Genomic DNA, 666 nt, shown 5'->3' with positions numbered 1-666 from the left:
GATGCACCAGGCTGTCAGCTTATCGATAAACACAAAGATGGCGGCAATATAACCCCTTATGAAAGTACTGGCGAAGATGCCACCTTTATTAGCCGTGTTCGTGAAGACATCACCGTTGAAAATGGCTTAGCTTTCTGGGTTGTGGCTGACAATTTAAGAAAGGGAGCAGCATTGAACGCAGTTCAAATCGCTGAATTACTCATCTCTCGTAATTTGATAAAGTAGGAATCAGCAAAATAAATAAAAACGGCAGCATGAAACAAAAATGCCTTATGCTGCTGTATTTCCTTCCGATCATCGCAATAACCATGGGATTTTCCATATCCTTATGGAGCAGGATAGGTCACAACACGGTAACGCGTTTCATTGCGTTCAAAATTTCTGTAATTGACATCATACGGAAAAAAAGGATTATAAGCGTTCACACGCTTTACAGATATATTTTGTGCTTTTGGTGAGGGATTCAAAACTGTTCTTTCATCCCTTTTTTTGACAGTTGTAGAATCAATAACCACATCTTTTCTGTACAATTTTTGTAGATTTTTTCGTATTTTTTGAGGCACAGTAAGATTTTTAAAACTGGAAACAACCTGTTTCACTTTTTGCTTTTGTACTTTTATCGTAGAATTTGGCTTCACGCGCATATGTGTAAAAGAGATTGTAGGA

The 666-nt window shown here is 37.7% G+C and carries 1 protein-coding gene and 1 pseudogene; one reads left to right on the top strand and one right to left on the bottom strand.

The window, feature by feature from the left end:
- Positions 1-225: Asd/ArgC dimerization domain-containing protein (locus ACFINZ_RS11115; RefSeq protein WP_375701546.1), on the top strand; the 225-nt coding region annotated here is incomplete at its 5' end.
- A gap of 101 nt (positions 226-326) precedes the next feature.
- Here the strand turns inward: ACFINZ_RS11115 and ACFINZ_RS11110 are convergent.
- Positions 327-666, bottom strand: a pseudogene (locus ACFINZ_RS11110) (hypothetical protein); the annotation flags it as partial.

It is taken from the genome of Bartonella sp. AA81SXKL, from assembly GCF_042196945.1.
Taxonomy (GTDB): domain Bacteria; phylum Pseudomonadota; class Alphaproteobacteria; order Rhizobiales; family Rhizobiaceae; genus Bartonella.
The sequence above is the reverse complement of the archived record's forward strand: the minus strand, read 5'-3'. Positions and strand labels throughout refer to the sequence as shown.